Origin of the sequence: Novosphingobium resinovorum (genome assembly GCF_036352595.1) — a bacterium.
GTDB lineage: Bacteria > Pseudomonadota > Alphaproteobacteria > Sphingomonadales > Sphingomonadaceae > Novosphingobium > Novosphingobium resinovorum_B.
Genome location: NZ_JAZFAX010000001.1, coordinates 486,636 through 509,912 on the forward strand (window position 1 = coordinate 486,636; position 23,277 = coordinate 509,912).

Annotated in this window: 23 protein-coding genes, 3 tRNA genes and 1 pseudogene; 14 read left to right on the top strand and 13 right to left on the bottom strand. The window is 65.9% G+C overall.

The window, feature by feature from the left end; translation table 11 throughout:
- Positions 1-132: 132 nt before the first annotated feature.
- Complete coding sequence (gene purN, locus V2S85_RS02380; protein ID WP_330701262.1) at positions 133-1,083, top strand: phosphoribosylglycinamide formyltransferase; 951 nt, start codon at positions 133-135, stop codon at positions 1,081-1,083.
- Here the strand turns inward: purN and V2S85_RS02385 are convergent.
- The 6 genes from V2S85_RS02385 to V2S85_RS02410 all read right to left on the bottom strand — a co-directional run bounded on the left by V2S85_RS02385 (position 1,080) and on the right by V2S85_RS02410 (position 5,035).
- A complete protein-coding gene (locus V2S85_RS02385; RefSeq protein WP_330701263.1) occupies positions 1,080-1,754 on the bottom strand; it encodes a hypothetical protein in 675 nt (224 codons plus the stop codon). The genes purN and V2S85_RS02385 overlap by 4 nt on opposite strands.
- 95 nt (positions 1,755-1,849) lie before the next feature.
- The gene (locus V2S85_RS02390) at positions 1,850-2,098 is read right to left on the bottom strand and encodes a hypothetical protein (RefSeq protein WP_330701264.1); all 249 of its coding nucleotides are present in this window, start codon (positions 2,096-2,098) and stop codon (positions 1,850-1,852) included.
- Between the two features lie 84 nt (positions 2,099-2,182).
- Positions 2,183-2,344 carry a hypothetical protein gene (locus tag V2S85_RS02395; RefSeq protein WP_330701265.1) on the bottom strand — a complete coding sequence of 54 codons (162 nt, stop codon included), beginning with the start codon at positions 2,342-2,344 and terminating at the stop codon, positions 2,183-2,185.
- 123 nt (positions 2,345-2,467) lie between these two features.
- The gene (ndk, locus tag V2S85_RS02400; RefSeq protein ID WP_036524317.1) at positions 2,468-2,890 is read right to left on the bottom strand and encodes a nucleoside-diphosphate kinase; all 423 of its coding nucleotides are present in this window, start codon (positions 2,888-2,890) and stop codon (positions 2,468-2,470) included.
- A 216-nt stretch (positions 2,891-3,106) separates the two neighbouring features.
- The gene (locus V2S85_RS02405; protein WP_419198158.1) at positions 3,107-3,541 is read right to left on the bottom strand and encodes a DNA polymerase III subunit chi; all 435 of its coding nucleotides are present in this window, start codon (positions 3,539-3,541) and stop codon (positions 3,107-3,109) included.
- Between the two features lie 30 nt (positions 3,542-3,571).
- The gene (locus V2S85_RS02410) at positions 3,572-5,035 is read right to left on the bottom strand and encodes a leucyl aminopeptidase (protein WP_330701267.1); all 1,464 of its coding nucleotides are present in this window, start codon (positions 5,033-5,035) and stop codon (positions 3,572-3,574) included.
- A gap of 95 nt (positions 5,036-5,130) precedes the next feature.
- Between V2S85_RS02410 and V2S85_RS02415 the strand changes: the two genes are divergently transcribed.
- From V2S85_RS02415 to rsmA, 4 genes are all read left to right on the top strand, one after another.
- Positions 5,131-7,455 (top strand): LPS-assembly protein LptD, encoded by a 2,325-nt coding sequence (locus V2S85_RS02415; RefSeq protein ID WP_330701268.1) that lies wholly within the window; start codon positions 5,131-5,133, stop codon positions 7,453-7,455.
- Between the two features lie 226 nt (positions 7,456-7,681).
- Entirely contained in the window at positions 7,682-9,028 is a 1,347-nt protein-coding gene (locus tag V2S85_RS02420; protein WP_330701269.1) for a peptidylprolyl isomerase, read from the top strand.
- Between the two features lie 25 nt (positions 9,029-9,053).
- Positions 9,054-10,049 (top strand): 4-hydroxythreonine-4-phosphate dehydrogenase PdxA, encoded by a 996-nt coding sequence (pdxA, locus tag V2S85_RS02425; protein ID WP_419198154.1) that lies wholly within the window; start codon positions 9,054-9,056, stop codon positions 10,047-10,049.
- Positions 10,050-10,179: 130 nt separating this feature from the next.
- Complete coding sequence (gene rsmA / locus V2S85_RS02430) at positions 10,180-11,004, top strand: 16S rRNA (adenine(1518)-N(6)/adenine(1519)-N(6))-dimethyltransferase RsmA (RefSeq protein WP_330701271.1); 825 nt, start codon at positions 10,180-10,182, stop codon at positions 11,002-11,004.
- An 18-nt stretch (positions 11,005-11,022) separates the two neighbouring features.
- On the opposite strand, the gene V2S85_RS02435 is transcribed toward rsmA, so the two are convergent.
- The 4 genes from V2S85_RS02435 to yajC all read right to left on the bottom strand — a co-directional run bounded on the left by V2S85_RS02435 (position 11,023) and on the right by yajC (position 14,467).
- The gene (locus tag V2S85_RS02435; protein WP_330701272.1) at positions 11,023-11,382 is read right to left on the bottom strand and encodes a hypothetical protein; all 360 of its coding nucleotides are present in this window, start codon (positions 11,380-11,382) and stop codon (positions 11,023-11,025) included.
- 97 nt (positions 11,383-11,479) lie between these two features.
- Entirely contained in the window at positions 11,480-12,469 is a 990-nt protein-coding gene (gene secF, locus V2S85_RS02440) for a protein translocase subunit SecF (protein ID WP_330701273.1), read from the bottom strand.
- 15 nt (positions 12,470-12,484) lie between these two features.
- On the bottom strand, positions 12,485-14,095 hold the full coding sequence (gene secD / locus V2S85_RS02445) for a protein translocase subunit SecD (protein ID WP_330701274.1): 1,611 nt from the start codon (positions 14,093-14,095) through the stop codon (positions 12,485-12,487).
- A gap of 36 nt (positions 14,096-14,131) precedes the next feature.
- Positions 14,132-14,467: a preprotein translocase subunit YajC gene (gene yajC / locus V2S85_RS02450; protein ID WP_008828382.1), complete on the bottom strand. Its 336-nt coding sequence runs from the start codon at positions 14,465-14,467 to the stop codon at positions 14,132-14,134.
- A gap of 281 nt (positions 14,468-14,748) precedes the next feature.
- Here yajC and V2S85_RS02455 point away from each other — a divergent pair.
- The 5 genes from V2S85_RS02455 to aroQ all read left to right on the top strand — a co-directional run bounded on the left by V2S85_RS02455 (position 14,749) and on the right by aroQ (position 17,122).
- Positions 14,749-14,825, top strand: a tRNA-Pro gene (locus V2S85_RS02455).
- A gap of 195 nt (positions 14,826-15,020) precedes the next feature.
- The gene (locus V2S85_RS02460) at positions 15,021-15,380 is read left to right on the top strand and encodes a hypothetical protein (protein ID WP_330701275.1); all 360 of its coding nucleotides are present in this window, start codon (positions 15,021-15,023) and stop codon (positions 15,378-15,380) included.
- Between the two features lie 370 nt (positions 15,381-15,750).
- Positions 15,751-16,164, top strand: a complete 414-nt coding sequence (locus V2S85_RS02465; RefSeq protein WP_330701276.1) for a holin family protein — start codon at positions 15,751-15,753, stop codon at positions 16,162-16,164.
- Between the two features lie 35 nt (positions 16,165-16,199).
- Entirely contained in the window at positions 16,200-16,598 is a 399-nt protein-coding gene (locus tag V2S85_RS02470; protein WP_330701277.1) for a hypothetical protein, read from the top strand.
- Positions 16,599-16,684: 86 nt separating this feature from the next.
- Positions 16,685-17,122 (top strand): type II 3-dehydroquinate dehydratase, encoded by a 438-nt coding sequence (gene aroQ / locus V2S85_RS02475; protein WP_330701278.1) that lies wholly within the window; start codon positions 16,685-16,687, stop codon positions 17,120-17,122.
- A 108-nt stretch (positions 17,123-17,230) separates the two neighbouring features.
- Here the strand turns inward: aroQ and V2S85_RS02480 are convergent, their stop codons facing one another.
- Both V2S85_RS02480 and V2S85_RS02485 read right to left on the bottom strand, forming a co-directional pair.
- Entirely contained in the window at positions 17,231-17,671 is a 441-nt protein-coding gene (locus V2S85_RS02480; RefSeq protein WP_330701279.1) for a hypothetical protein, read from the bottom strand.
- A 40-nt stretch (positions 17,672-17,711) separates the two neighbouring features.
- A complete protein-coding gene (locus tag V2S85_RS02485; RefSeq protein WP_103095788.1) occupies positions 17,712-18,176 on the bottom strand; it encodes an Lrp/AsnC family transcriptional regulator in 465 nt (154 codons plus the stop codon).
- A 279-nt stretch (positions 18,177-18,455) separates the two neighbouring features.
- Between V2S85_RS02485 and V2S85_RS02490 the strand changes: the two genes are divergently transcribed.
- The 4 genes from V2S85_RS02490 (at position 18,456) to V2S85_RS02505 (ending at position 21,699) form a co-directional block, all read left to right on the top strand.
- Entirely contained in the window at positions 18,456-20,381 is a 1,926-nt protein-coding gene (locus tag V2S85_RS02490; protein WP_330701280.1) for a sensor histidine kinase, read from the top strand.
- Between the two features lie 33 nt (positions 20,382-20,414).
- Positions 20,415-21,419, top strand: a complete 1,005-nt coding sequence (locus tag V2S85_RS02495) for a polysaccharide deacetylase family protein (protein ID WP_330701281.1) — start codon at positions 20,415-20,417, stop codon at positions 21,417-21,419.
- 80 nt (positions 21,420-21,499) lie between these two features.
- Positions 21,500-21,575, top strand: a tRNA-Ile gene (locus V2S85_RS02500).
- Between the two features lie 47 nt (positions 21,576-21,622).
- Positions 21,623-21,699: transfer RNA gene (locus tag V2S85_RS02505), tRNA-Pro, on the top strand.
- Between the two features lie 567 nt (positions 21,700-22,266).
- On the opposite strand, the pseudogene V2S85_RS27235 reads toward V2S85_RS02505, so the two are convergent.
- Positions 22,267-23,262, bottom strand: a pseudogene (locus V2S85_RS27235) (recombinase family protein); the annotation flags it as partial.
- Positions 23,263-23,277: the final 15 nt, after the last annotated feature.

A 23,277-nucleotide genomic window follows, 5' to 3' on the forward strand; every position in this document is an offset into this window, starting at 1 on the left:
ACAAGCTTCGTCACCCTGAACTTGTTTCAGGGTCCATCGTGCGCCACACCCAGTGTCGGCCGCCAGGCGCAATGGATCCTGAAACAAGTTCGGGATGACGGTTCAGGAAAACGCGCGGTTCGGGATTACGCAATGACCCGCCAGAAAGTCGCCGTACTGATTTCCGGAAGCGGCACCAACATGGCCGCGCTGCTCTATGCCAGCCGCGCGGCCGGCTGCCCTTACGAGATCGTGCTGGTCGCGGCCAACGATCCCGAGGCCAAGGGGCTGCGCCTCGCCGAAGCGGAAGGCGTGAAGACTTTCGCGCTCAGCCACAAGGGCATGAAGCGGCCCGAGCATGACGCGGCGATGGACGCGGCGATTCGCGCCAGCGGCGCGCAGTGGGTGGCCCTGGCGGGCTACATGCGCATCCTGACGCCGGAATTCGTCGCAGGCTGGGAAGGCCGGATGGTCAACATCCACCCCTCGCTGCTGCCCAAGTACACCGGCCTGCACACCCATGACCGCGCGATCGAGGCGCGCGACAGCCATGGCGGCGTCACCGTCCACCTCGTCACCGCCCAACTGGACGACGGCCCGATCCTCGGCCAGACGCCAGTGGCGATCCTGCCGGGCGACACCGCCGACACGCTTGCGGGCCGCGTGCTGATCGCCGAGCACCAGCTCTATTCGCGCTGCCTCGCCGACCTGGTGACGCGCGAGACCAGCCCGGAATGGCTGCTGGGGCGGGTGCGCGAGCGCGCCCTCGCCCAGCCGGAAAGCGACGAGACGGTCAGTCACGGCATGGCCTGCTTCGGCGTGGTGAAGGGCAAGAAGTTCGCCTATTTCAGCGCCGACCACCACGGCGACGGCCGCGTCGCGCTGCTGGTCAAGATCAGCGGGCTCGACGAGCAGGCGATGATGATCGAGCAGGACGAGGCGCGCTACTTCCGCCCCGCCTACTTCGGCGACGGCTGGCTCGGCATCCGCCTCGATCTTGGCGATACCGACTGGGAGGCGATCTCCGACTGGCTGGCCCGGTCCTGGCGGGCCGTGGCACCCAGGAAGCTCACCGCCCTGCTGGACGCCGCGGACCAGTTCTAGAACGTATAGCCGATCGAGAGCTGGACGATCGGGTATACCTTGTAGTCGTCCACCTTGTCCTCGATCTCGGCCCGCTCGCGCGCGAGATCGTCCTGGAACAGGGGATTGGTCGCGAGTTCGCCCGTCGCCACCACGTCGTACGTGCGCGGGCGGCCATGCAGCATCACCCCGGCGTCAATACTCCAGGCGAGCCCCCTGCTGCGGTTGCGCGCATAGCCCAGCGTGAAGGTCGGCGCGACCTTGCGCGCCTTCACCTTGCCTTCGATCGTGCCGATCTGTTCGGGCGTATAGACCGTCTCGCCCACCGTCACCGATTCGCCGGGCGTGGCGACGAGGTCGATGCGGTTGCGGCTGACGCGCAGGCCCGCCGACAGGCGCAGTCCATTGTCGAAGGGATACAAATCCGCATTCGCACCCCACGAGCGCAGTTTGAGATCGCCATGATAGTCGATGTCATCGACCCCGACATCGTGCCCGAGCCCGAGAAACGTCGCCGAAGCGCGCACGCCGATGATGGACGAAGGCCGGAAGGTCACTTCCGGTCCGATACCGAGCGTCCCGCCGGTGACGGCGACGCTCACCGCCCCGGACGTTTCCCGAGCACCCGCGCCGGGGGATACGAAAAAAGCGGCAGCCGCACCGGCTGCGATCGCGAGGCCTCTGAACGTCATGTGGTCTCCTGCGCACCCCGCAAGGAGAACCATCGCCGTTCATGGTAAAGCGCGCCTTGAAGCCGTCATCCGCATCAATACGTAGATAACGGCGATCAGATCTCGGAATAGTCGACCTGCGGCCTGCTTTCCCGCGTGCCGCGATAGCGCTTGTCGGAATCCTGCGCGTCTCCCGCGATCAGGACGTGATCCTCATGCACCTCGACCAGCGTGCCGACGAAAGGGAAGCCTTCGAGGCTGCCGTTGACGCGGTAGCTGACGGTGTCGCCGACCTTGAAGGTCTTCTCGTCGAAGTTGAATTCGAACGGGCAGGCCTCGCCCGCACCATCGCCCATGCCCTGCATCGTGCCTCTCCTTTACGGACGAAGGATACAGCAGCGATCCATGATGTATCAAACCGAAAACACGCGGAACGAACGCCGTGCCGATCAATCGCCCTGGCCGGTACGATCCTCTCGGTGCGCCTCCGCCGTGGCCGCCTGCGCCGCGATCGGGCCGGTCGTCGGCGAGGTGTCCGGGCCGGTGGCCCGCGACATCAGCACCGCCGCGCAGAACGACAACGACGCGGCGATCACGACCGTCCTTAACATGCGCATATCCCTTCCAGACCGAGAACCGGCGGGAGAATAGGCATTTCCCCGTAAGACCGGCAAAGAAAAAGGCCGCCGGAACCGGCGACCTTGATCCTTATTGCCAAGAATTAACCGCCGGCTTCAGCCGACGATCTCTTCCGGCTTGAAGAAGTAGGCGATCTCGATCGCCGCGTTCTCTTCCGAGTCCGAACCGTGGACCGAGTTCGCCTCGATCGATTCGGCGAGTTCCTTGCGGATGGTGCCGGCATCGGCGTTCTCGGGGTTGGTGGCGCCCATGATGTCGCGGTTGCGCTTCACGGCGTCCTCGCCCTCGAGCACCTGAACGACGACCGGGCCCGAAATCATGAACGAAACCAGGTCGTTGAAGAACGGACGCTCGGCGTGGACGGCGTAGAAGCCCTCGGCCTGTTCCTTGCTCATCTGGATGCGCTTGGAAGCGACGACGCGCAGGCCGGCTTCCTCGAGCATCTTGGTGACGGCGCCGGTCAGGTTGCGGCGGGTGGCGTCGGGCTTGATGATCGAGAAGGTGCGGGTGACCGCCATGGGACTATTCCTTGCGATAGGGCGTTATTGTTGGGCGCGCCCCTAGCGGGGAATGCGATTGTCCGCAAGGCGGGCATTGCGCGCTGCTGCGGGGGGCTTCGACAAGCTCAGCCGTGACCCTTCGACAAGCTCAGGGTGAGCGGGGGTGGTGTAAACCTCTCGGCCCGCTCAGGCTGAGCTTGTCGAAGCCCCCTCCGCAGCACGGCGCAACGCTCCCTACTCCTCCGCCTTCTTCGTCCAGCGCCCCTGTTCCTGCGCCCAGTATTCCTTCTTCACCCCCTCGCGCCCGCGCAGATCGCGCCAGACCTCGCGCGCCTGCGGCTTGGTCTCGTCGTCGAAGAGATAGAAGGTGCGCTCGAACGGCTCCTCGCCCTCGCACCATACGCCGTCGGCGATGACGAGGAAGCGGGCCGCGTTCACGGGATCGGGGATGTCGGAGAGGAGGATCGGCTGGCGCTCCTCGCCCCCCTCGCCCACCTGGCCGTTGGCGAGGAAGCCATCGGGCCGGTGCGACCACAGCGCGGTGGAAATCCGGGCGCGCTGCTGCTCGTCGGCGGAGACCACCAGCACCCGGCCACCGCCCTCGACGATGCGGCGGGCCAGCAGGGGCACCACCGCATGCGCCGGGTCGCGGCTGAGTTCATAGAACATGACCTGCACTCAGCCGCGTCCTTCTGCCGCTCAGGCTTCGATCGTGTCGCGCACGAAGCGGTCGAGCAGGCGCACGCCGAAACCGGTCGCGCCCTTGTCCCAGGTGGCGCCGGGCTTGTCGGTCCACACGGTCCCGGCGATGTCGAGGTGCGCCCAGGGGGTGTCGTTCTCGATGAAGCGCAGCAGGAACTGCGCCGCCGTGATCGAACCGCCGAAGCGCGGGCCGACGTTCTTGATGTCGGCGATCGGGCTGTCGATCATCTTGTCGTAGGCCGGGCCCATCGGCATGCGCCACAGGCGGTCGCCCGAGGCGTCGCCCGCCGCGGCGAGATCGGCGGCCAGCGCGTCGTTGTTCGAGAACAGCCCCGCATATTCATGCGCGAGGCTGAGGATGATCGCGCCGGTCAGCGTGGCGAGGTCGACGATCCGCGCGGGCGCATATTCGCGCTGCACCCAGGTCAGCGCGTCGCACAGGACGAGGCGGCCTTCGGCGTCGGTGTTGATGACCTCGATGGTCTGGCCCGACATCGAGGTGACCACGTCGCCGGGGCGCTGGGCATTGCCGTCGGGCATGTTCTCGACGAGGCCGCACACGCCGATGACGTTGGCCTTCGCCTTACGCAGTGCGAGCGCGAGCATCGTGCCCGCAACGGCACCGGCGCCGCCCATGTCCCACTTCATGTCCTCCATGCCGCCGGCCGGCTTGATCGAGATGCCGCCGGTGTCGAACGTCACGCCCTTGCCGACGAAGGCGACGGGCTTGGCGCCCGCTTCACCGCCGAGCCACTCCATGACGAGCAGGCGCGCGGGGCGAACCGAGCCCTGCGCCACGCCGAGCAGCGAGCCCATGCCGAGCGCCGCCATCTCCTTGTCGTCGAGCACGCGGATGGTCAGGCCCGAGCCTTCCATGCGCGCCTTGCAGCGCTCCACGAAGCTTTCGGGATAGATGATGTTCGCCGGCTCGGTAACGAGTTCGCGGGTGAAGGAGACGCCCTCGGCAATCGCCTGTTCGATGGCCCACACCGCCTCGGTGCCTTCCGGCGCGCCGACCAGCGTGACTTCGGCCAGGCTGGGCTTCGCGTCGGCGGCCAGCCTGGTGCGGTAGACGTCATGGCGCCACGAACGCAGCACCGCGCCGGTCAGCGCGCCCGCCGCTTCCTCGGCCGAGAGGCCCGCGCCGGTGACGTCGAGCGTCAGGGCGGTCTCGCCGCTGGTCAGGTACTTGGCGACGACGGCCGCGCCGGCCTTCTCGATCGCGCCCTTCCGGTCCTTGGCCGAAGCCTCGCCGAGCCCGGCGAGCGCCACGCGCACAACCTTGCCGCCACGCTCCACGAAGCCTTCGAAGACCTGCCCCGCCTTGCCGGTGAAACGGCCCCGCTTGGCGCCTTCTGCCAGCACCGCCTCGATGTCGGCCGGCACGGCATCCTGGTTGACGAGACGCACGATAAGGCCGGCATTCGACTCATCCGCCGCGCCAAGGAACTGGATCTTCATGAATTCTCCTGGATTTCCCCGATGAAACGTCGAACTTGAGCGCTTCACCGCATGACTGGATTGCAGTTAGGCACAGCCGATGCGATAGGCAACCCATGCTCCCAGCCGTGCAGATCTCCCTGCAAGCCCCGTTCCGCCGCTTGCGCCCGCTTTCGCTGCATGCGCTCGCCCTCGGAATCGCGGCGCTTCCCGTGTCCCATGCCGCCTTCGCGCAGGACGTCTCCCGCCCCGTCGACACCGGGCCGATCGAGGGCGCGCCCGCCGCGCCTCCGACACCGACCGACGAGACTCAGCCCGTCGCCTTCGAGGCCGACGACGTCCAGTACCAGCAGAACAGCGAGGTGGTGACCGCCACCGGCAACGTCGTCCTGCGGCGCCGCGACGAGAAGGGCCAGGTCCAGTCGGTCCGCGCCGACACCGTCAACTGGGACCGCAAGACCGGCAAGATCGTCGCGAACGGCAACGTCCGCATGGTCGATCAGGACGGCAACCAGCTCTATACCGGGCAGGTCGAGCTGACCGACGAACTCAAGACCGGCATGATGGAGAACCTGCTCCTCGTCATGCGCGAGGGCGGACGCCTGGCGGCCCTGAAGGGCCAGCGGATCGCCAACGGCGACGTCATCCTCGACCGCGCCGCCTATACCGGCTGCGACGTCACCGACGACGACGGCTGCCCGAAGAAGCCGACCTGGCGCATCGTCGCCAAGAAGGTGATCTATTCGGAGGAACAGCAGCGCGTGCGCTTCACGGACGCGCGAATCGAACTGTTCGGCGCGGTGCAGCTGCCGCTGTTCGGCCTCACCGTCAGCACCGACGGCAAGGCGGTTTCCGGCTTCCTGATGCCCGACATCAAGTCGAGCCCGTCCAACGGCCTCGAGATCGCGCAGTCCTACTTCTGGAAGATCGCCGAGAACCGCGACCTCACCGGCACGCTTTCGGTGTTCACCGGGGCGGCGCCGATGGCCACCGCGCAGTACCGCCAGCTCACCGACATCGGCGCGTTCCAGATCACCGGCTACGCCACTTCGAGCAGCAAGATCCCGATCGCCGGCGGCCAGGACGTGACGATCGCCGGCGAGCGCGCCTTTCGCGGCTACATCTATGCCAACGGCAAGTTCCAGCTCGACGACAACTGGAGCGTGACCGCCTCGATCCGCCGCGCCACCGACCGCACCTTCCTGCGCCGCTACGACATCAGCCGCGACGACCGCCTTCGCTCGATGGTGGAGCTGGAGCGCATCGACCAGGACAGCTACTTCTCGCTGGCCGGCTACGCGACCCAGACGATGGTGTCCGACCGCACGCAAGGGCAGATCCCGGTCGCCCTGCCGGTGCTCGACTACCGCCGCCGGATCGACGATCCGGTGCTGGGCGGCAAGTTCGAGCTGCGACTGAATACCCTCGGCATCTCCCGCAGCAGCGGCCAGGACACCCAGCGCGCCTTCGCCTATGGCCAGTGGGAACTGCGCAAGCTGACCGGCATGGGCCAGGAAGTGACGCTCACCGGCCTCGTGCGCGGCGACATCTACCATTCCGACCAGAACGAGCTGACCACCACCGACCTCTATCGCGGCCTGTCCGGCTGGCAGGGGCGCGCCGTCGCGACGGCGGCGGTCGACGTGAAGTGGCCGCTGATCGGGCAGGTCTTCGGCGGCACCCAGGTGCTGACCCCGCGCTTCCAGCTGGTCGCCACGCCCAAGACCCGCAACATCGACATCCCGGACGAGGATTCGCGCGCGGTCGATCTCGACACCGGCAACCTCTTCGCGCTCAACCGCTTCCCCGGCTACGACCGGATCGAGGACGGGGTGCGCTTCACGTATGGGCTCGACTGGCAGTTCGAACGCTCGCGCTGGCGGATCAAGACCACGGTTGGCCAGTCGGTCCGTCTCGCCACCGGTTCCCAGAACGTGCTGCCCGACGGCACCGGCCTGTCGAACAAGACCTCCGACATCGTCGGCCGCACCGAAGTGCGCTACCGCGATTTCCTGAACTTTATCCACCGCTTCCGCGTCGACAAGGATTCGCTGGCGGTGCGCCGCAACGAATTCGACGCGGTGATCGGCAATACCAGCAGCTACCTCGAACTGGGCTACACCAAGCTCAACCGCGACATCTCGCAGGACATCGAGGATCTCCAGGACCGCGAGGAACTGCGTGCCGCCGGCCGCATCGCCTTCGCCAGGTACTGGTCGCTGTTCGGCTCGGCGGTCATCAACATGACCGACCGCTCCGAGGATCCCGAGAACGGCTCGAACGGGTTCCAGCCCCTGCGCACGCGCTTCGGCGCCGCCTACGAGGATGACTGCATGCAGCTCGCGCTCACCTGGCGGCGTGACTACGAGACGCTCGGCGACGTCAAGAAGGGCGATTCCTTCCAGCTCAGCTTCACGCTGAAGAATATCGGCAACCACTGACGGACCTGGCACAGGTCGGTGCCCGGCATGGCCCGCGCATCGACGCCTGCGACATGCGGGGGAAACATTGGCACTACGCAGCAAAGCCGCTATCGGGTGTGCTCATTTTCAGTTAAGCCGCCGCGGGGCAGGTGCGACGTAGTATACGGCAGGCGACCTTGGAGACGGGGTTCCTGCCGATGATGATCCGGCCGCAGGGCCGATCGAAGACGGGATTGATATCACGGTGCAAGCAGTTAACGGCAAGTTCCTGAAGCGCGCGTTCCTCTGTGTCGGCGGCCTCGCCGCGATGGCGGCGGCGCTGGGCGCTCACGCCCAGTCGGCCCAGCAAGGTGAGATCGTCATCCCCGACGACGTGAAGATCTTCGGCAACGACAATCCCAACATGCGCCGCGCCACCGCGGTGGTGAACGGCGATGTCATCACCGGCACCGACGTCGACCAGCGCCTCGCTCTCATCGTCGCGGCCAACCAGGGCAAGATCGACGAAGAGGAAATGAAGCGCCTGCGCCTGCAGATCCTGCGCAACCTCATCGACGAGACGCTGCAGATCCAGGAAGCCAAGGCCGCCGACGTCGCCGTCGACGATGCCGAGATCAACCAGTCCTACGCCCGCGTGGCGCAGCAGAACTTCGGCCAGAACACCGCCGCGATGGACGCCTACCTCAAGCGGGTCGGCTCTTCGGCGGACTCGCTCAAGCGCCAGATCCGGGGCGAACTGTCGTGGCAGCGCCTGCTGCAGCGCAACGTGCAGCCCTTCATCAACGTCTCCGACGACGAGGTGAACGACGTGCTGGCCCGCCTCAAGGCCGCCAAGGGCACCGATGAATACCGGCTGGGCGAGATCTACCTCGCCGCAACCCCGGAATCGCGTGACCAGGTGTACCAGAACGCCACGCAGGTCATGCAGCAACTCAAGCAGGGCGGCAGCTTCGTCGCCTATGCGCGCCAGTATTCGCAGGCCAGCACCGCCTCGGTCGGCGGCGACCTGGGCTGGGTGCGCCTCGCCCAGTTGCCGACCGAGCTTCAGGCGGCCGCGCGGGATATGGAATCCGGCCAGCTCGTCGGCCCGATCGAGGTGCCCGGCGGCTTCGACATCCTCTACCTGATCGACAAGCGCAAGGTGCTCACCGCCGACCCGCGCGACGCGGTGCTTTCGCTCAAGCAGATCTCACTGCCCTTCCCCAAGGGCGTGTCCGAGGCCGAGGCCGGCAAGCGCGCCGAGGCGTTCCAGAACGCGATGAAGGCCGCCAAGGGCTGCGGCGACGTCGATGGCGTCGCCAAGGGCGTGGGCGCGCAGGTCGTCACCAACGACCAGGTCAAGGCGCGCGACCTGCCGGCGCAGATCCAGAACTCCATCCTCGAACTCTCGCCCGGCGAGACGCTGCCGCCGTTCGGCTCGCTGGAGGACGGCGTGCGCATCCTGATGCTCTGCGGCCGCGACGACCCGCAGGCCGACAGCGGCCCGAGCTTCGAACAGCTCCAGGCCCAGATCGAGGACGACCGCGTCAACAAGCGCGCGCAGACCTACCTGCGCGACCTGCGCCGCGACGCCGTCATCGAATACAACTGATCGGGACATGACGGCATCGCCGGTTATGAGTCCCCTGGCCATATCGCTGGGCGATCCCGCCGGGATCGCCCCCGAGGTGATCGTCGAAAGCTGGATGCGGCGCGAGGACCACGGCCTCGCGCCGTTCTTCGTCGTCGGCGGCGCCAATGTGCTGCGCGCGGCCGCGGCGACGCGCGGGATCGACCTGCCGGTGGCAGTTGTACCCACGCTAGGTGCCGTTAGGTACACCTTCGGTGCCGCTCTGCCCGTGCTGGGAGACGAGGATTGCGCCCCGTCCTTCGGTGAACCCACCGTCGAAGGCGCCCGGCTCGCCCTCCATTCGCTGACCCGCGCCACGGCCCTCGCCCTGTCCGGAGAGGCAGCCGCGGTCGTCACCGGCCCGATCGCCAAGTCGAAGCTGGCACAAGTCGGCTTCGCCCAGCCCGGCCAGACCGAATTTCTCGCGGATTCCTGTGGGTTACCGCACGAAGCGGCCGTGATGATGCTCGCCGGACCGTCCTTGCGCACCGTACCGCTGACCGTCCACGAGGCGCTGGCGGCCGTGCCCGGCCTCGTCACTCGCGACCTCATCGAGAGCAAGGCCCGCATCGTCGCCCGCGCCCTCGCCCGCGATTTCGGCCTGCCATCGGCGCGCATCGCGATCACCGGCCTCAACCCCCACGCGGGCGAGGACGGCCGCATGGGCACCGAGGACCGCGACGTCATCGTCCCCGCCATCACCGCCCTGCAGGCCGAGGGGCTAGCCGTCACCGGCCCGCATCCCGCCGACGCCCTCTTCGCCGCCCATGCGCGCGAAAGCTACGATGTGGCGCTGTGCATGTACCACGACCAGGCGCTGATCCCGATCAAGACGCTCGACTTCGATCAGGGCGTGAACGTGACGCTCGGCCTGCCGATCGTGCGCACCTCGCCCGATCACGGAACGGCTTTCGCCATTGCCGGCAAGGGCTTGGCGAGCGCGGGCGCGATGATCGCCGCGATCCGCATGGCGGGCGAATGCGCCGCTCGGAGGGCCGCATGATCAGCCTCCATCATCCTCGCGTCCCCGCTCATGCTGAGCTTGTCGAAGCACCCGAGCGGCGCGCTACGTCGACTGCATGCTTCGACAAGCTCAGCATAAGCGGTGTTTTGAGGTGGAAAAGCGTTTCCGGATGACCACCCTCCCCCCTCTACGCGAAGTCATCGCCCGCCACGGCCTCTCGGCCTCCAAGGCGCTCGGCCAGAACTTCCTGTTCGATGAGCAGTTGCTGGACCGCATCGCCGCGATCCCCGGATCGCTGGACGGCAAGGACGTGCTCGAAGTCGGCCCCGGCCCCGGCGGCCTGACCCGCGCCCTGCTGCGTGCGGGCGCCAACGTCACCGCGATCGAGATGGACCGCCGCTGCCTCCCCGCCCTCGCCGAACTGGCCGAGGCGTTCCCCGGCAAGCTCAAGGTCATCGAGGGCGATGCACTCAAGATCGATCCGAAGACACTGTTCGCGGGCGAGTATCACATCCTCTCCAACCTGCCCTACAACGTCGGCACGGCGTTGTTCACCGGCTGGCTATCGGGAGAGGCATGGCCGCCGCAGTGGGCCTCGCTGACGCTGATGTTCCAGGAGGAAGTCGCCCGCCGTATCGTGGCCGAGCCGGATACTTCCGCCTATGGCCGCCTTGCGGTGCTGGCGCAGTGGCGCTCGAAGGCGAAGCTGGCCATGAAGGTGCATCGCAGCGCCTTCACCCCGCCGCCCAAGGTCATGTCGGCGATCGTCCACGTCGTGCCCGGCGAAGCCCCCGAGGGCGTTTCCATGCGCGTGCTGGAGCGCGTGACCGAGGGAGCCTTCGGCCAGCGCCGCAAGATGCTGCGCCAGAGCCTCAAGGGCGTACCCGGCGCACTGGATGCGCTGGAAACCCTCGGCATCGACGCCCAGCGCCGGGCCGAAACGCTGTCGGTCGCGGAGTTCGTAAGCGTGGGCAAGGTGCTGACGAAAGCCTGATCGCCCTCCGCGCCGCGCTCACTGATACCGCAGCGTCTTTTCAAACCCTTCGTTCGCCTTGGTCATCTTGGCCAGCTTGCGTAGCTGGCCGCGGACGTTCCGCTGGAAGCGCGCATCGTCGTAAACGCCCGTCACCCGGTATTCGTCCTCAGCGATCAGTTCCTTGATCCGCGCGGCGAAGGCGGTCTGATCGTCCACGCAGTCCGCCGACTTCAGCGTCCGACAGACCCATTCCTCGGCCGCCGCCTTGTCGTAGTCGTCCTGCGCCTCGTAGCCGCGCCTGTCGGCGTCCGCCTGGTCGAGTTTCGCCGCTTCGAACCGGCGCTCCAGCCATTTGCGCACTTGCGGCGCATCCCACGCCTTCGACGGATTGCTCATCGTATTCTCCAAACCTGAGCCGCTATAGCGCGCGCCAGCGAAAAGGCCCGCCCGGCATCGCGCGGGACGGGCCTTTTTCTTTAGCCGCCGAGGAAGATCAGGGCTGCGGTTGGCCACGCTCGCGAGCCAGACGCTCCTGACGGTCGATCGCCGATTCGGTCTGCACGAAGCTGTCCGACTTCACGCCCAGCCAGATCAGGATCGGCGCGGACATGAAGATCGAGCTGTACGTACCGATGAAGATGCCCAGCGTGATCGCGGCGGTGAAGCCGAAGATCACGTCCGGACCCAGCAGCAGCAGCGCCACCAGCATGATCAGGATCGACAGCGAGGTCACGACCGTGCGCGACAACGTCTCGTTCACCGACAGGTCGAGCAGTTCGGCCATCGGCATGCGGCGGTGCTTCTTGAGGTTCTCGCGGATGCGGTCGTAGACCACGATCTTGTCGTTCAGCGAGTAGCCCAGCAGCGTCAGCAGGGCGGCGACGATGTTGAGGTCGAACTCCATCTGCGTCAGCGAGAACATGCCCACGGTCAGCAGAATGTCCTGGATCAGCGCGAACAGGGCCCCTGCGGCGAACTGCCACTCGAAGCGCACCCAGATGTAGATCGAGATGCACAGCATCGCCAGGCTCAGCGCCAGCACGCCGGTCTTGAGCAGTTCGCCCGAGACCTTGCCCGAGACCGAATCGACGCCGTCGATGCGCGCATCCGGGAACGTCTGCTTGACCGTGGTGGTGATCTTCTGCGCCATCGCGTCGGCCAACTGCGGCTGCGCTTCGGTGCCCTCGGGCAGGCGCATGCGCAGCGAGACTTCGTTGGGCTTGCCGAAGTTCTGCACCACCGGCTCGCCGTAGCCGAGCTTGTCGACGGTCTTCGTCAGCGCGTCCACCGGCGCGACCGCGCTGCGCTCGAAGGTCACGCGGATCATCTGGCCGCCGACGAAGTCGACGCCCAGATTCAACCCGTGGGTGAACAGCAGCACCACCGAGGCGACCATCAGCACGATGTTGCTGATGAAGAACGGCCACTGCCACTTGAGGAAGTGGATGTTGGTGTTGTCGGGAATGAGCTTGAGGAGCTTCATTGTCTCTCTCCGCGCTTACAGGTTGAGGTCCGAAGGGCGCGCCTTGCGCAGCCATCCGGCAACCCACATGCGGGTCAGGGTCACGGCAGTGAACACCGAGGTGACGATACCGATCATCAGCACGACCGCGAAGCCGCGCACCGGACCCGAGCCGAACGCGAACATCAGCAGCGCCGCGATCGAGTTGGTGATGTTGGCGTCGAAGATGGCGCGGCTCGCTTCCTTGTAGCCCAGTTCCACCGACTGCACCACGCGGCGGCCCTTGGACCGTTCCTCGCGGATGCGTTCGTTGATGAGCACGTTGGCGTCCACCGCCGCGCCCAGCGTCAGCACGAAGCCGGCGATGCCCGGCAGCGTCAGCGTGGTGCCGAACACCGCCATCACGCCCAGAATCATCAGGATGTTGATCGCAAGGGCGCAGATGCAGGCATAGATGCCGAAGCGGCCGTAAGTCAGGATGATGAAGAGCACGAGCGCCAGCGTGCCGACGCCCATCGCGACGGCGCCCTTGTGGATCGCCTCGGCGCCGAGATCGGGACCGACGGTGCGTTCCTCGACGACCTTGAGGTCCACAGGCAGTGCGCCCGAACGCAGCGCGATCGCCAGTTGGGTGGCCGACTTGGTGGTGAAGCTGCCCGAAATCTGCGCGCTGCCGCCCAGGATCGCCTCGTTAATCGAAGGCGCCGAGAGCACCTTGCCGTCGAGAATGATGGCGAAGCGCTTGCCGACGTTGGCGCTGGTCAGCGCCGCGAACTTCTCGCCGCCCTGCTGGTTGAAGGTGATGTTCACCACCGCGCGGTTGTTCTGCTGGTCGAAGCCCTGCTTGGCGTTCGTCAACTGGTCGCCGGTGATGCCGCCGAGGCGCTTAACCGCGATGACCGGGCTCTGCCCTTCGGCCATGCCCTCAGCATAGGGCGCGATCTCGTCGCCCGGAGGCGCGATGCCCTGGGCGAGATCGGCGGGCGAAGCGGTCTCGTCGACCATCTTGAATTCGAGCTTGGCGGTCTGGCCGAGCAGCGCCTTGAGCGCCGCCGGATCCTGCAGACCGGGCACCTGCACGTCGATGCGGGTGCCGCCAAGACGGCGGATGTCGGGCTCCTTGGTGCCCAGCGCGTCAATACGCTTGCGGACGACCTCGACGGCGGTTTCCATCGCGTTGCTGACTTCGAGGTCAATCCCCGCCGAAGTCGGGGCCAGCACGAACTGGTTGCCGTTGACGACCGAGATGTCCCAGTCACGCTGGCCGGTCAGGCCCGCGCCATTGGTCAGCGGCAGCAGCGCCTCGCGCGCGGCGTCCACCTGCGACGTGTCGCGTACGGTGAAGGTCAGACGGCCGCCCCGGCTCGATACGTCGCCGATGCCGATGGCAGGCTCGGCCGCGCCCAGCTTGGTGCGGACCGATTCCTCCATGCCCTGCAGACGCTGCTGGACGACCTGATTGCGGTCGGCTTCCAGCAGCAGGCGCGAGCCGCCCGCAAGATCGAGGCCGAGGTTGACCTTGGGCGCGGGCACGCCCGCAGGCAGGTGGATATTGGTGAAGGTCAGCAGCGTGGGTACGGACAGCAGGCAGAGCACCGCCGCTATCCCCCAGTACCAGACCTTCTTGAAAATCGAGAATTCAAGCATCGCCTAATCGCTTTCCCAAAGGAGCGTCCGGTCGGTTCAGTCGTTCGCGGGCTTCGAGCCTGCGGGTGGGATCACGTCGACGATCGTGGACTTGAGCGCCTTGACCTTCACGCCCTGCGCCAGTTCGATTTCAGCATAGTTGTCATCGACCTTGACGATCTTGCCGATCAGGCCGCCACCAGTCAGCACCTCGTCACCCTTCTTGAGCGCCGCGAGCTTGTTCTTCTGCTCCTTCTGCTGCTTCATCTGCGGGCGCAGGATGAGGAACCAGAAGATCGCGGCCATCGCCACGAACGGCAGGTAAGTCATCCAGGCCGGCGGCGCACCGGCGGGGGCGGCTGCGGCAAGCTGGGCGAGGATCGAGGTCTGCATGGAAATGATGGGCCTTCTCGTGTCGCGTGTCGGACGGCGAATCGTGTGCCGACCGGGCCTGACGCGCATGACGGTATGATCCGCAGCCTGCGCGCAGGCGGATGCGGGCGGTTAGCAATAAAGCGAAGCGCTGGCAACGCGGGCTTCCCGCGCCTCCCCCACTGTGTCTGGGCCAGATAGGGCGCGCACGCCTTCGTTCAAGCGAGTGGACAACGCGATGAAAAACTATGCCGGAGGTGCTTGCGCATCCGAAAAGACCTGCCTATAGGCCGCGCTCCGGTCGGGACGTAGCGCAGCCTGGTAGCGCATCACACTGGGGGTGTGGGGGTCGGAGGTTCGAATCCTCTCGTCCCGACCAATCAAAAACGCCGTCTCCTGCTTCATGCGGGAGACGGCGTTTTTCGTTTCGGCGCCCATCAGGTAGCCACCGACAGTCATGACAAATCATGATACATCACCCCCTTCCGGTGTTCGATCGGCGGGCCATTCTTGACGTGCCATGACCGGACGGTCATCTGAAGCAGTGCCCAGGTTCACCATGTCGGGGGAAAATATGAAGCCCGCACTAGCAGTTACCGCCATCGCCCTTGCGGTCCTCGCGACTTCGCCAGCATTGGCGCAGACATCGACTTGCTACCTGCTGGGCAATGTCTCGGCTTGCAGTGTGCGGCCCGGCGACGGAAGCGACAACCCGGCGCAGCAGCGCTACTCTTCCTTCCAGGAAGTCGAGCGCCTGCGCCGACAGAACGAGGAGCGCGAGGCCGCTCGCCAAGAACAGGGCCTGCGCGAAGAAGTGGGCGGGCTGGTCGCCGACGGGAAATGCGCGGACGCCAGGAAAGTCGCGCTACGCAGCGGCGACTTCGAACTGGCGGATCAAGCCGGCGCCATGTGTCAACCGGCACGGCGACGCTGACGCCGCCGGCCTTTCCTGCGCTCAAGAAAAACGCCGTCTCCCTGATCATGCGACAGACGGCGATTTCGTAAAACCCGACTAGAAACCGACCGAAGCCAGGAGCCACTGGCGGACCGGCGCATAAAGAACGGCGAAGGCCGCAGCTACCACGAGAATCTTGAACGTCGCCGTTTCATACAACTTGCGCTCCATTGGCAGTCCTCTCTCTTTTGTTTTCGTCCCGAATGTAACACGCGATCAAGACTTGGGAAGCGGTCATTTCGTGATAGCTCGGGCGGGTTTGGCATATAGCCGAATAGCGAAAATACTTTCCTACACGAACCCATATGGTCATTTTTTGCAGATTCCTCTCATTCAAAGGACTCGCATCATGGCCCTCCTCGATTCGCTGCTCGGCCCCGTTACCCGGATCATCGACAAGGTCGTTCCCGACCCCGAAGCGCGCGACCGTGCCAAGCTCGAACTGCTCAAGATGGAAAATTCGCAGGAACTCGAAATGCTGCAGGCCAGCCTCTCGGCGATCGTCGCCGAGGCGAACAGCAGCGATCCCTGGACCAGCCGCGCACGGCCCAGCTTCCTTTACGTCATGTACGTCATCGTCCTGTGGGCCCTGCCGATGGGCTTGATCGCGGCCTTCAACCCCGGCCTCGCCAAGTCGATCGGCACCGGCATGAACGACTACCTCGCGGGGATACCCGAGCCGCTCTACGCCTTGTTCGGCACCGGCTACCTCGGCTATTCGGCGATGCGCCAGTGGGGCAAAACCAAAGGCTCAGACCGGTAAGCGAAACGCTAACCCTTTCGCGCTAGGCTGCGCCCATGACCGTCCGCACCTTTCCGAACCGTCGCCTGGCCGTTCTGGCCGCCGTCCTTCCGGCGCTGGCCCTTGCGGGTTGCGGCAGTGGAACCGCTCCGCAACCCGTGCCGACCGAAGACACGGCTGCAGTTCAGGCGGAACAGGCGCGGGCGGAGGCCAAGGCCCAGCGCGAAGAAGCCCTCGCCCGATTCTACGGAGGCGACGAGCCCGCCGCCGACCAGGACAAGAAGAAGGACAAGGAAGCCGAGGATCACACGCGGCCGGTCGGCGACGATCGCCCCGACCCGGTCATGGCCGCACCGGCTGCATCCGCGCCGATCCCCGCACCTTACGGTGGATCGCCGCCGCCCCCGCCCTTTGCGGAGCCCGCGCCGCCCCATCCGGTGCCTGTACCGCAGTAACCGCCCCGCGTCTCTTGCCAGCCTCGCTTGCGCACGGCGCGCGGCCCGCTAAAGGTCGTCGCAAAGTTGCGGAGTTCTCGAGGAATATGGCGGACAAGCTGGTCTACGTGCTCAACGGCCCCAATCTCAACCGGTTGGGCAAGCGCGAACCGGCGATCTACGGATCGCAGACGCTGGAAGACATCGGCGCGATGCTGGAGGAACGCGGCCAGGCACTGGGCCTGTCGGTGTTGCTGTTCCAGTCCAACCACGAAGGCGACCTCGTCGACTGGCTGCACGAGGCCGAGGATGCTGGCGCCCATGCCGTGCTGCTCAACGCCGGAGCCTATACCCACACCTCGGTGGCGCTGCTCGACGCGATCCGCGCGATCACCGCGCCGGTGATCGAGGTCCACCTCTCCAACCCGCACACCCGCGAGGAATTCCGTCACACGTCCTGGGTCGGCATGGCCGCCAAAGGCACCATCGCCGGGTTCGGCGCGGAGAGCTATATGCTGGCGCTGGAAGCTGCGGCGGGGCTATAGCCCTCTTCGTCACCCTGGGATCTTCTGAGGCAATCTGCACGATCGGCCACCGTGACGCCGAACTGTCGCGACCTTGCGGTGGCGTCCGCATAAACCGGGATGACGGCGTCACGGCTTGCAGGAATGCAGTTGTCCTTGCCCATCGCGAACCGAAACGATCCGGTGGACCGGGGCTTTTTCTGCACCCGCATCTATGAGCGCCACATGGCAGATTCGCTTGCGCACAAGCGTCAGCAACGCCAGACGCATCTGCGTTGCCCCGAAATCGTCGGAGAGACGAACCGGAAGATAGTCGACAACTTCTGCCGTATCGGTCTGCTCGCCAGTGCTGCGGAGCAGCGGGCGCAAATCGTTCACGGCGCGGCCGTTCAGCGTCCAACGATGATGTGCGGAATCGAACGAAGGCGAAGCTGCCAGCAATTCGGAAGAAACCGGTATGCTCTCGCCGCCCCAAGCCCCGAGTTCGAAATCCGGCTCGCGCGGTGCCGGAGCACGCAGGAAAAACCACCAGACATTCGCCGCCACCAGCACCGCCACCGCCAGCAGCAACAGCGGCGTGCGCCTCGATCGTCTCATCATGCCGCCAGACTCAGCCCAGCGGGACGCCCGGAGTGCTCTTGGCGGTGCGGATCGTCAGCGAGGTCTTGACGCTGTCCACGTTGGGCGCGGGCGTCAGCTTGCTGGTGAGGAATTCCTGGAAGCTCTGCAAGTCGCGGCTGACGATCTTCAGGATGAAGTCGATCTCGCCATTGAGCATGTGGCACTCGCGTACTTCGGGCAGGCCCTTCATGTGGTCCTCGAAGGCGCGCAGCGACTCCTCGGCCTGGCTCTTGAGGCTGACGAGCGCGAAGACGGTGATCGTGAAACCCAGCTTCGATGCATCCAGATCGGCGTGATAGCCCTGGATCACGCCCGCTTCCTCGAGGCTGCGCACGCGGCGCAGGCACGGCGGCGCGGTCAGCCCGACGCGCTGCGCGAGTTCGACGTTGGTGATCCGTCCTTCCGCCTGCAGCTCCGCCAGCAGCCGACGGTCGATTTCATCGAGATTGATCATTCACTATTCCTTGGACAGGCGTCCTCTCGCATCCCCGTGTTGCAACATCCACATCGAAAACGCCAGCGTGCCGTAATAATATTATGCCTTAGCGTAATCGTCCCGCTTTGCAACGTCCGAAACTGCACTCTTTCGCTATCCGCAGGCCTTGCTAGGAAAAGCGATCCGTTGTTTTCCTTATGGTAAAGATCATCGGGCCATAGGGGTGTGTCGGCCAGCTTGTCCGGCGCCCCCGCCACGACGCTTTGAGGTGCGGAAAAGTCCGCGCCTGGAGATGGAATGCATTTCGACGACCGCCTTGCCACTGTCCTGCGCCTGCCGCCCTCCGGGGACGGCATTGCGCGGATTCAGTTCAGGCAACTCGTCGATATCCTCGGCCGCACGCCTGATTCGTCGGAGAGGAGCGAGACGGTCGAGGCCGCCTTCCGTCGCCTCGGCGAACTCGGGAACGAACTCCCTGCCGCCGATCGCGCCCGGCTGCTGCGCCAGCCCCTGCAGCCGATGGGCAATTCCCGGCTGCTCGCCTGGCTGGTCGAGGCCGAGCCCGACGTCGCCTGCGCCGCGATCGCCGCCGCGCGGCTCGACGACGCGGCATGGCTGGACCTGATCCCCAGCCTGCCCGTACGCGCACGGGGCATCCTGCGCCATCGCAAGGACTTGTCACCTGCGGTCGAAGGGCTAATGGAGCGGCTCGGCGTCCATGATCGCGGGCTTCCAGCCGGACCGGCGCTCCCGGTCGCCGAACCACAATCCTTCGCGTCCCAGCCCCCCGAACCGCTTCCCGAGGATCCCATCCCCGAAGTTCCGCAAGCCCGCTTCCGACGTCCGACCGGCGACCTCGCCATAGATCAGGACATCTCGGAGGACGTGCTCGATCTGCTCGACATGGCGGAAAATCCGCCGCCGCCCACGTCGCTGAGCGATTGGGCCCGGGCTCGCGCGGCACAGCAGCACAAGGACTTGCAGCAAAAGGTTGCCGCAGACCCCGCGCCCCCGCGCGAGGCCGGCATCGGCGCCATCGTCCGGCGCATCGAGGAATTCCGCAAGGCCCGCGCGGCGGCGGCGCACCCGTTCGACCCGCGTACCGATTCGCCTCGGCTGCCGCTGGGCGACGCTGCGGCGACGGCACACAGGCTCGCCACCGCGATCGACTTCACCACAGGGATCGAGGGCCGCATCGACTGGGCGGACGGTCCTCACGCACCGTCGGTCGTGGGGCTTGCCCTGGCGGCCGATCTGCCGATGACGGACGGTACGCCGCCTTCCAGCGACATCGCGATCACCCATGCCATGCGCCAGCGCCTGCCGCTGCGCGGTGCCCGCCTCGCGATCGACGGAGCACCGGCGGTGACCGGCATCTGGCAGATCGATGCGGTAGCCCGCTTCACGCACGGCCGCTTCGCGGGCTATTGCGGACGCCTGCGCCGCCAGGCCGCGCCCACGGACAGCGCCAGCACCTCGCCTCCCGCCCGCTTCGCCGCAAACGCCGAGGCCGACCGTCTGCGCGAAGTGCTGCATGAACTGCGCACCCCGGCGAATGCCATCCAGGTCGCCGCCGAGATCATCCAGCAGCAACTCTATGGCCCAGCCCCGCACGAATACCGCGCTCTCGCCGCCGCCATCGCCGGGGATTGCGCGCACATCCTCGCGGGCTTCGAGGAACTCGATCGGCTGGCGAAGCTCGAAACGGGCGCGCAGCCGTTGGAGGACGGCGAGTGCGACCTCGCCCGCGTGCTGGCGCAGACCGTCGTACGCTTGCGCGCATGGACCGAGCCGCGCGGCGGCGGCTTCGCCCTCGCTTCCGATCCCTCCGCCGTCTCGCTGCCGGTTCGCATCGCGCGTGCCGAAGTGGAGCGTCTGGTCTGGCGGCTGTTCGCCGCACTCGCGGGATCGACCGCACCCGGTGAAACACTCGACCTCGGCTGGGCCCTGCATGGCGGCTTCGTCGAACTGACGGTGACCCTGCCCGCGGCACTTGCCGAACGCGATCCCGATTCGCTGTTCGAGGCCGTTGCCGGGGAACGTGGCCAGTCACTCGCCGCCGGGATGTTCGGGATAGGTTTCACGCTGCGCCTCGCCGCCGCCGAAGCTGCCGCCGCCGGCGGCGCCCTGCGACGCGTCGCAAAGGTACTCCACCTGTCGCTGCCCGCCTTGACCGACACCGGCTCAGGCAATAGCAGTCCAGCAGTCTTTTCGCAGCAGTAACCCTTTGGGATGCGACCCTGAGAGGGAAATTCATTGCCAGGATCCAATCTCCTGGAGCCGCCCGTCAGGCAGGCTTATGCCTCCTTCGGCGAGGGGTTCGGTCAACGTTTCATCGTCACCGTCGATACCGAAGAGGAGTTCGACTGGTCGGCGCCGCTCGACCGGGACAAGCACGGCATCGTCACGGTACCCGCGCTGCGCAAGTTCCAGCAGTTCTGCGAAGGGTTCGGGGTCGTTCCCTCCTATCTGATCGACTGGCCTGTAGCGGACTCGGCACTCGCGCCCGAAGCGATCGGTGAGGCGGTCTACGCAGGCAGGGCGGAAGTCGGCGTGCAGTTGCACCCCTGGGTCAACCCCCCGTTCGTGGAAGAGGTGAACGAGGTCAACAGCTACGCCGGCAACCTCCCCTTCGAACTCGAACGCGCCAAGCTGCATGCCCTGCGCGACCGCATCGAGCGCGCCTTCGGCACCGCACCGCAGTCCTATCGCGCCGGCCGCTACGGCCTCGGCCCGCGTACGGCGGAAATCCTGCTTGAATGTGGCATCGCGGTGGACACCTCGGTGCGTGCGCGCTTCGACTACAGCGGCGCCGGCGGACCCAATTACCGCCAGCACCCGCTCCACCCCTATTGGGCCGACACCGATCGGCGCCTGCTCGAACTGCCGCTAACCACGGTATATTGGGGCCCGCTGCGGCAAGTCGGCAATGTGATCTACCCACACTTGTGGCGCGCGCCTTCCGTCCGCGGCGTGCTCGCCCGAGCAGGCCTGCTCGAACGTATCCCCCTGACCCCGGAAGGTATCACTGCGGAGGAAGCGCTACGCGGCGTCGACATCGCGATCGACGAAGGACTGCCGGTGCTGGTCTTCTCCTTCCACAGCCCATCGCTGGCAACCGGCCACACGCCTTACGTGCGCAAGGAGGCCGACCTCGACGCGCTCTACGATTGGTGGCGCGCGCTTTTCACCCACCTCGCCCGGCGCGGCATCAAGCCGACCAGTATCGGCGAGATCGTGAAGTCTGTGCATCGTGGATAGAACGCCGCTTGCCTGATGCCTCGCACCAAGCTAACGGGCTTGGCATCCGGCCATCGTCGATGGGGCCGGGTCCGGCACGGGGGCCTGTAGCTCAGCGGTTAGAGCTGGCCGCTCATAACGGCTAGGTCGCGGGTTCGAATCCTGCCGGGCCCACCATTCGCCGGCTGCTGCTGTTCTAGGCAGTAGCATCGACAACCCCAGGTCGGGGAGTGGCGCAGCCCGGTAGCGCGCTTGCTTTGGGAGCAAGATGTCGCAGGTTCGAATCCTGTCTCCCCGACCAATTCTCAATTTCGGGGGTGGCGACACCGCTACCCCCCTGCGATGGGTCGGTTCCATCTATCGTTTCGACAAGCATATCAAATGGTTGCTGGTAGTCGGCACGTAGCTCGCCATGCTTCCAGGTGCAGTTCGATAGTAGGAAGTTGAGCAAGCGACGTTTTTCCGTCCCGCTCGAACCCTCGAACAATCCGTGCGCCTTGCGCGCCAGCGTCAGCAAGGCGACACCCTCATCCATATAGTCGTTGCTGGCGTCCTGATGCCGCGCCAGGTCGCGCTGGCAGCGATCCAGTTCATCGCGCCACTGCGCCGACACGCGCCGGTAGAAATCCTCGGTCACGGTGCCGTCCAGCTTATCGACATACACAGCCTCCAGCCGATTACGGAGCCGATCGATCTCAGACCGAAGGCTCGTGACCGCCTCGTCATGGTCGCGCCGCTCGACCTCGAAGCTGTCCCGGAGCGCCTGGACGATAAGGTCGTAGACTTCCTCGTCGATCCGCAGCTTCCGCAGCAGCCCCGCGAACTGCTCCTCAAGAATTTCCTCGCGGACGAACTTTTCAGGGCATTTCCCGTGGTAGCCGGTGCAATGATAGTAGATGTATTTGCCCTTCTTGATCTCGGCCGTAAGGGCACAACCGCAATGGCCGCAGCTTATGAGGCCGGTGAAGGCGAACTCCCGCACGCCGCCGCCTGTCTTGGGATGCCGGGTCTTGTTGTTGCGGCCGTCAAGAATGTCCTGAACGCAAAACCATAGGTCCTTCGAGATGAGCGGCTCGTGGTTGCCCTGATAGACCTTCCCCAGCCACTCGAACTCGCCCGTGTAGAGGCGGCTCCGCAGGATTTTATGGACAGTGCTGACGGGCACCGCGCGCCCGCTCTTGCGATAGGCGAGGCCCTCCTTGCGAGCCATCGCGCCAATTTCCTTCAAGGAATAGCCGCCCGTCGCATACCACTCGAACAGGCGGGTAATAATCACCCCCTGATCGGGCTCGACCGCAATCCCCTTCTTGCCGTCCGGGCCGACGATGTTCCGATATCCGAACGGCGCGGCACTCGGCCACAAGCCCTGCTCGGCCTTCTCCAACATGCCCTTGCGGACCTCTTCGGAGAGATTGTCGATATAGTTCTTCGCCATCAAGACCTTGATGCCGTGCATGAACTTTTCGGAGGACCGGGATTCCCGCGAAAGCGCGACGCCCTCTTTCACCAGATGGATTTCGGCATTCAGTTCGTCGATCGTCACCCAATCACGCAGGTTGCGATAGAGGCGGTCGGTCTTTTCCACGAGGACGGTCTGCACCGTGCTGTTCTTGCGGAGGAAACGGATCATCTCGCCGAAATTGGTGCGGCCGCTGTGCTTGGCGGTCTCGATGTCCACATATTCGGCTGCAACGGTGAGCCCGTTGGCTTCGGCGTGATCGCGCAAAAGCTTGAGCTGGGCGGGAATAGAAAAGCCCTCGCGCTCCTGCTCGCGGGACGAGACGCGCGCGTAGATCACCGCCTTGGGGATGGCCTGCATTTCCGGCCGCTTCTGCTTCGCCCTAGTCCTTGCTGTCTTCGCCATGCCGATGCTCCTGAC

Excerpts from the sequence above, each read along its gene's own strand:
- V2S85_RS02385 (WP_330701263.1), bottom strand. The coding sequence starts at position 1,754 with ATGACGTTCAGAGGCCTCGCGATCGCAGCCGGTGCGGCTGCCGCTTTT.
- V2S85_RS02435 (WP_330701272.1), bottom strand. The coding sequence starts at position 11,382 with ATGAGCAATCCGTCGAAGGCGTGGGATGCGCCGCAAGTGCGCAAATGG.
- purN (WP_330701262.1), top strand. The coding sequence starts at position 133 with ATGACCCGCCAGAAAGTCGCCGTACTGATTTCCGGAAGCGGCACCAAC.
- rsmA (WP_330701271.1), top strand. The coding sequence starts at position 10,180 with ATGACCACCCTCCCCCCTCTACGCGAAGTCATCGCCCGCCACGGCCTC.
- secF (WP_330701273.1), bottom strand. The coding sequence starts at position 12,469 with ATGAAGCTCCTCAAGCTCATTCCCGACAACACCAACATCCACTTCCTC.
- yajC (WP_008828382.1), bottom strand. The coding sequence starts at position 14,467 with ATGCAGACCTCGATCCTCGCCCAGCTTGCCGCAGCCGCCCCCGCCGGT.
- V2S85_RS02415 (WP_330701268.1), top strand. The coding sequence starts at position 5,131 with ATGCTCCCAGCCGTGCAGATCTCCCTGCAAGCCCCGTTCCGCCGCTTG.
- secD (WP_330701274.1), bottom strand. The coding sequence starts at position 14,095 with ATGCTTGAATTCTCGATTTTCAAGAAGGTCTGGTACTGGGGGATAGCG.
- aroQ (WP_330701278.1), top strand. The coding sequence starts at position 16,685 with ATGGCGGACAAGCTGGTCTACGTGCTCAACGGCCCCAATCTCAACCGG.
- ndk (WP_036524317.1), bottom strand. The coding sequence starts at position 2,890 with ATGGCGGTCACCCGCACCTTCTCGATCATCAAGCCCGACGCCACCCGC.
- V2S85_RS02405 (WP_419198158.1), bottom strand. The coding sequence starts at position 3,541 with ATGTTCTATGAACTCAGCCGCGACCCGGCGCATGCGGTGGTGCCCCTG.
- V2S85_RS02395 (WP_330701265.1), bottom strand. The coding sequence starts at position 2,344 with ATGTTAAGGACGGTCGTGATCGCCGCGTCGTTGTCGTTCTGCGCGGCG.
- V2S85_RS02390 (WP_330701264.1), bottom strand. The coding sequence starts at position 2,098 with ATGCAGGGCATGGGCGATGGTGCGGGCGAGGCCTGCCCGTTCGAATTC.
- V2S85_RS02465 (WP_330701276.1), top strand. The coding sequence starts at position 15,751 with ATGGCCCTCCTCGATTCGCTGCTCGGCCCCGTTACCCGGATCATCGAC.
- V2S85_RS02470 (WP_330701277.1), top strand. The coding sequence starts at position 16,200 with ATGACCGTCCGCACCTTTCCGAACCGTCGCCTGGCCGTTCTGGCCGCC.
- V2S85_RS02485 (WP_103095788.1), bottom strand. The coding sequence starts at position 18,176 with ATGATCAATCTCGATGAAATCGACCGTCGGCTGCTGGCGGAGCTGCAG.
- V2S85_RS02490 (WP_330701280.1), top strand. The coding sequence starts at position 18,456 with ATGCATTTCGACGACCGCCTTGCCACTGTCCTGCGCCTGCCGCCCTCC.
- V2S85_RS02410 (WP_330701267.1), bottom strand. The coding sequence starts at position 5,035 with ATGAAGATCCAGTTCCTTGGCGCGGCGGATGAGTCGAATGCCGGCCTT.
- pdxA (WP_419198154.1), top strand. The coding sequence starts at position 9,054 with ATGAGTCCCCTGGCCATATCGCTGGGCGATCCCGCCGGGATCGCCCCC.
- V2S85_RS02460 (WP_330701275.1), top strand. The coding sequence starts at position 15,021 with ATGAAGCCCGCACTAGCAGTTACCGCCATCGCCCTTGCGGTCCTCGCG.